The sequence below is a fragment of the Collimonas sp. genome (assembly GCF_044339385.1).
Taxonomy (GTDB): Bacteria; Pseudomonadota; Gammaproteobacteria; order Burkholderiales; family Burkholderiaceae_D; genus Collimonas.
Genome location: NZ_JBIIVN010000166.1, coordinates 1 through 5,360, shown reverse-complemented (window position 1 = coordinate 5,360; position 5,360 = coordinate 1). Strand labels below are relative to the sequence as shown.

Annotated in this window: 3 protein-coding genes and 2 pseudogenes; all 5 read right to left on the bottom strand. The window is 58.7% G+C overall.

The window, feature by feature from the left end; translation table 11 throughout:
* Positions 1-274: 274 nt before the first annotated feature.
* Positions 275-715, bottom strand: coding sequence for a hypothetical protein (locus ACIQ0R_RS10960; protein ID WP_395827198.1), 441 nt, complete (start codon positions 713-715; stop codon positions 275-277).
* 244 nt (positions 716-959) lie between these two features.
* On the bottom strand, positions 960-2,042 hold the full coding sequence (locus ACIQ0R_RS10955) for a lipocalin-like domain-containing protein (RefSeq protein ID WP_395827195.1): 1,083 nt from the start codon (positions 2,040-2,042) through the stop codon (positions 960-962).
* A 1-nt stretch (position 2,043) separates the two neighbouring features.
* Positions 2,044-4,629: pseudogene (locus ACIQ0R_RS10950) on the bottom strand (ABC transporter permease).
* A 7-nt stretch (positions 4,630-4,636) separates the two neighbouring features.
* Positions 4,637-5,245, bottom strand: a pseudogene (locus tag ACIQ0R_RS10945) (ABC transporter ATP-binding protein); the annotation flags it as partial.
* Positions 5,179-5,360: hypothetical protein (locus tag ACIQ0R_RS10940; RefSeq protein WP_395827192.1), on the bottom strand; the 182-nt coding region annotated here is incomplete at its 5' end. The pseudogene ACIQ0R_RS10945 and the gene ACIQ0R_RS10940, both read right to left, overlap by 67 nt.

The following is a 5,360-nucleotide window of genomic DNA, read 5'->3' as shown; positions in this document are numbered from 1 at the left end:
ACCTTCGCTTTTTTGTTGCCCGCTGAAACTGTTTCGTTTTAATTCGTTCATATCCTGCCTTCGTTGTTCAGTGCAGGATACTCCTTAAACTATTGTCCGGATTTCCGGGTCCACTATAGTGAGCCGCTTATCAAGCCGCCGGTATCGTCGCACCAGGATGGTCGGACATCGGGATCATTGCACTTTAGGTTTGGATAAGCACAGCCCGCCAGAAGTGAAATGATGGCAAGTATTCCTAATACTGTTTTCATGGACGCGGCACGTTGATTTGGATTCAGTTCATCATGCGGCATTGCCGCAGTTCGCATTTGTAGATCTGTTGCTGGCCATCCTGGCAACTGATCTGGTAGGTTTCAACGTCGCCGTTTTTGGCGATCAAGGATGGCCTGGCTGCTGGCGCGCAACTGTTTCTCAGCGCCATGCGTTGCACCAAGGCCGACAATTCCGATAATTCTGGCAACTCGCCGTTTTTGCGTCCAGCCGATTGCAGTGGTATATCAACGATCTGTTCAGAAGGGTCAAGCGACTCCGACAGCGAGACCGGCGCCTCCTCTGGTGGCCTTGGCGTGCTGCGTGGCGGTGGGCTATAGCTGTTGCGCATGCCGGGTTGTGGGGTGAGTGGGGGTTGTATTACGCAGCCGACCAGCGTCAACATGGACAGCGCCGAGACTAGAAACAGGGGCGAGACAGGTAAACGTCGCGGTAGATTTTTCATGCGTCTCCCAATAAAAAACAGCACATCAGATTAGCGTGAGGCCATGGCGAGAAAGGTGCTGTGTTAAATGTATCACCTTTCAGGTGCTACTGACATTTCGCTTTCAGTGTAGCCGTTGGTGAAGTAAATGAAAACCATAGGCCGGGCGAGCGACGCTGTAGCCGATTCGCGCTGATCTGCTCAGGTTGCAGAATCGCCAGTGAGCGCCGCGATTGCGCCGTTGCATTTCCCTCTCGGTTAGGCCCTAGAATTTCAGTGGCTTCAAATAGCCGGTTAATTCAAGGTACCCGCGCCCTGCAAGCTTGCCGTCGCGATTGACGGTGACGGCACCCTCCCAATATACCGAGCCGGTCGAGGCGCGCGAGTCTAGTTCTTGATCGTCTTGTAATGGGATTAGCTGCCATGCAAGAGCACCGGTACGCAGCGCGGCTTGCACCGGATAGCTGGCGTTGGTGCGCGGCGAGCGCCAGGTGCGCTGCGGCCGGAATGCTACCTGGTCTGGGTTGAACTGCGTGATCTGGCCAGCGGCGTCGCGCAAGGTGGCATGGGACCAGACTTTCTCGCCGTTGCGACCACGGATTTGGAATGCCATCAAGGCCGAGCCGTCGTCGAGATTGGCGCCGATCCAGTCCCAGCCCGTGGCGTCAGCGGCGAGTACGCTGGTTGACCATTCGTGATCAAGCCAGGCGCTGCCGTTGATAATTTGTTGATTGCCGCTGCGGGTCAACTTGCCGCTGACCTGCAACTGCGGTTCGCTATAGTAATAACTGGCCTGCTTCGGCAACGGCCCTTTGCGCGAATAGCCGCGTGCTCCCTGCAAGAGCGGAGCCTGAGTTGGCGTCAGATTGATGTCGAGGGTGAAATCGTTGGCGTCGATCTTTGCATGGTAACGGCCATCAGCCTGGCGCAACAGTTGCCAGTTGTCGATGACGACGTTGGTGTTGCCTTCTTTTGCATAGGCGAGGCCGAAACCGGCGCGCGCGCTTTTCTGGTCATGCAGCAGTTTTCCAACGGCAGGGTCAGACAGCGCCGCATGCGCGATGATCAGTTGATCGGGGGCGAATGCGCTGGGATTAGCGCGATCATGATCGGTGGCAGAGCGGAAGAACGTGATCTGGAAACCGAGCGGCTTGCCGTCTGGCATCGCCAACCAGCCGGTGGCGTACCACCACTCTGTGCGGAAATCGGGATGGGCACCGCTGTCTTGCGGCAATGTTACTGGCCGCTCTGGCGTCACCGAGGCAAATTGCGGAGGCGCAGCTTGCAATGACGTCGCAAACGATAAAAAGAGCAGCGCCAGCAGGCAATCGCGTAATCTTAAATCCATGTCACCAATCCTCCAGTACGGCGCGCACCGCATCGATCGATACCGCCCGCAATCCAGCCAGCAATGCTGTGGTGCCGGCCGACAGCAACAGCAGAATTGCCACCGTGCCCAAGCCACGCCAAGGCATGTGCAAATCCATGGTCCAGTGAAACGATTGCGGATTGACAATGAACACCAGGATTAGGCTGATGGCCCATCCGAGCGCGAAGCCGACTGCCATCCCGAGCGCTGTCAGCAAACCACCTTCCAACGCCAGCATGCTGAGTATCTGACGACGAGTGATGCCGATGTGGCGTAACATGCCAAATTCTCTGGCACGCGCCAGCGTTTGCGCCGAAAACGTAGCGGCCACGCCAAACAGGCCGATCACGATCGCGACGATTTCCAGCAAGTAGGTAATCGCAAAGCTGCGGTCAAAAATCTTCAAGGTTGTGGCGCGGATTTCTCCCGGTTGCGAAAATTCGAGCATGCCGCCGAACGTTAGGTGGCGCATCGCGTTGATCACGGTGCTTGCATCGGCCCCTTGTCGCAGGGTGAGTACTGCATCGCTGACTTGATTGTCGCCGCTGAGGCGCTGGCAGTCATTCAGACGCAGTTGAATTGCCCCGGTTTGTCGCGCATAGTCGCGCCAGACGCCAGCCACCACGAACGGATGTTGGCGCTCGCCGATTGGCAGTATGGCGCGCTGCCCGAGCCGATACCCATATAGGTCGACCATGGCCTCAGAAACCCAGATCGGCACTGCGCCGCCAGCACTGGCGGCAGAGAGAGCCGCTGGCGCAAGCGTTGCGCCGGTCAGTGGCAGCGTGTTGCCGGGGTTGCCGACATCTATCGGCCTGGCGATCAGGATTACCGGCGGTCGGGAGGTGGCTAGGGTGATGCTGGTGCTGCGCAAGAACGTAGCGCTTGCCACGCCCGGCACTGCAGCCAATACCTGCTGTTCGCTCAGGCCCAGAGTCGCGGTTTCGCCGCTGCCGGCGGTGCGCACGTAAATGTCCGCCGATAATAGCTGTCACACCCAGTCGTCGACTGAGATGCGGAAACTGGAGACCATGATCGCCATTGCCACGATCAGGCTGAAGCTTGATAGCACGCCACCCAACGCAATGGAGGCTTGTCCTGGCACGTTAGCCAGGCGCGCTAGCGCTAAGGCAGGTACTGCGCTGAGGTGTTGTCCGAGCATAAATTTTTGCAGGGAAGTGAAGGCCAGTGCGGCCAGTCGTGGCATGAGCGCAATGCCACCGATCAGTAGCAATGCCACTGCCACATAACCGAATATGGGTAAGTCCAATACAGGCGGCATTTGCGTCAGCAGCACGCCCAGCGACAGGCAAGCCAGCGCCGGCCAAGGCGTTGCCAGCCGCGTCAGGGCGCTTTCTTCGCTGCCCGATTTCAACGCCGCCGCCGGGCGCGCGCGGCCGGCTTCGATTGCCGGAGCCAGGCTACCCAGCAGGGCAATCGCGGTGCCAAGCGCGAAGAAAATCAGCGCGGCTGGCAGATTAAATTGCACGTCTGGTCGTACCCCGCGGAAATAGCCGCCGCCGAGGTCGCCGCCAAAGAAATGCAGTGCTGTGGCCGCCAATGCGTAGCCCAGAAAAAGTCCCAGCAGCGCACCCAGCACGCCCAGTAGGCTGCCTTCCAGCAGCACTTGGCGCAATAACTGCGCACGCTGCCAACCCAGCACACGCAACAGCGCAAACTGCGGGCGGCGTCGGATCACCGACAGCGCCTGGGTCGAGAACACCAGGAAGGCGCCGGTAAATAATGCTACCAGCGCCAACACACTGAGATTGACCCGATAAGCGCGCGACATACGATTGGTGCGGCTGTCCTGATCCTGGCTTTCCGAGACTTGCAAGGTGTTGTTTGCCAGTTGTGTCTGTAACGCCTGTTTGAATGCAGAACGATTGACGCCTTGTTGCAGCTTGATATCGATTCGCGATAATTTTCCGAGGCGCTGGAAGCGCCATTGCGCGGTTCCGATATCCATTACTGCGATGCGCTGCCCGACCCGTGCGCCCGTCACGCCGCCGGCTACCCGCAAGTCGATGATTGCGCTGCCACTTTGCAGCGCCAAGTGATCGCCCGGGCGCACCTGAAGCCATTCCTGTGCAGCGCTTGACAGAAAAATCGCGTCATCGGCGAGGCTGTCGAAAGGTCGTTTGCTATCTGGCACGCCAATCAGGTCTGGCGCAATGCGTGCGGCGCGCATGACATCGATGCCGAGTATCTTGAGGGCAGTGCGCTCTCCGGGCACGTTGGCGTCCAGTTCCAAAACCGGATTGGCCAGCGCAACGCCGTAGTGGGTTGCTAGTTGCGGATAGAATTTTTCGTCGAATAAACCTTGTGCGCCCCGTACTTGCAGGTCAGATTGGCCAGACAAGCTTCTGGCGGCGGCGGAAAATTCATTGAAGGCGGCACCGTTGATCAGTTCGACGCCGTAGCCGAGCGCGACGCCGAGCGCAATCGCGATAATTGCCACCAGCACTCGCACCGGATGGGCGCGCCATTCGCCCAGCAGCAGCCAGCGCGTGACAGTGCGCATCGAATTGGGGCGTTTCGCGGTGGCGGGAGCGGCGCTCGGCATCAGCCGTTCACCCTTGTTCCGGTAGCGCTTGCAAGCCCTCTGCCGTCATCAACAGAATGCGGTCAGCGCTGGCCGCTGCTGTTGCCGAATGGGTAACCATGATGGCTGAGGCGCCGTTGGCCTTGATTTCCTGGCGTAGCAAAGCCAGCACTTCGTGTGCTGTATCGGGATCGAGATTGCCGGTCGGCTCGTCGGCCAGAATGAGTGTCGGCCGATGCACCAATGCGCGGGCGATGGCGACCCGCTGCATTTCGCCGCCTGACAACTGGCGTGGAAAATCGTTGCCGCGACCGTCCAGTCCGACCGCCGCCAGCAACTCCAGTGCGCGCCCCTGCGGGGCGCCGTTCAGCAGCAATGGCAGGGCGACGTTTTGTTGCACGGTCAGGTGCGGCAAGACATGGAATGCCTGGAAAATGAAACCGAGTTTTTGGCGCCGCAAACGGGTAGCGACATCGTCGTCCAGACTCGATATGGCAACGCCATCAATCAGTATGGCGCCGCCATCGACGTTATCGAGGCCGGCGATAAGGTTCAGCAGTGTTGATTTGCCTACGCCGGAATCACCCATGATGGCAATGTATTCGCCGGCAGCCAGCGTGAAATCGAGGTGGCGCAGAAACTGAGCTTCCCCCGAAATTTAGTCTTCCATAGGTAACGTAAAATCAACGATCCTTTGGAAAGACCAGCAATGAAGAAGATACCAAAACAGATGTACACGGCGGAGTTCAAGG

Bases quoted from the DNA above. Each gene is read 5' to 3' on its own strand.
- ACIQ0R_RS10960 (WP_395827198.1), bottom strand. From the start codon at position 715: ATGAAAAATCTACCGCGACGTTTACCTGTCTCGCCCCTGTTTCTAGTC.
- ACIQ0R_RS10955 (WP_395827195.1), bottom strand. From the start codon at position 2,042: ATGGATTTAAGATTACGCGATTGCCTGCTGGCGCTGCTCTTTTTATCG.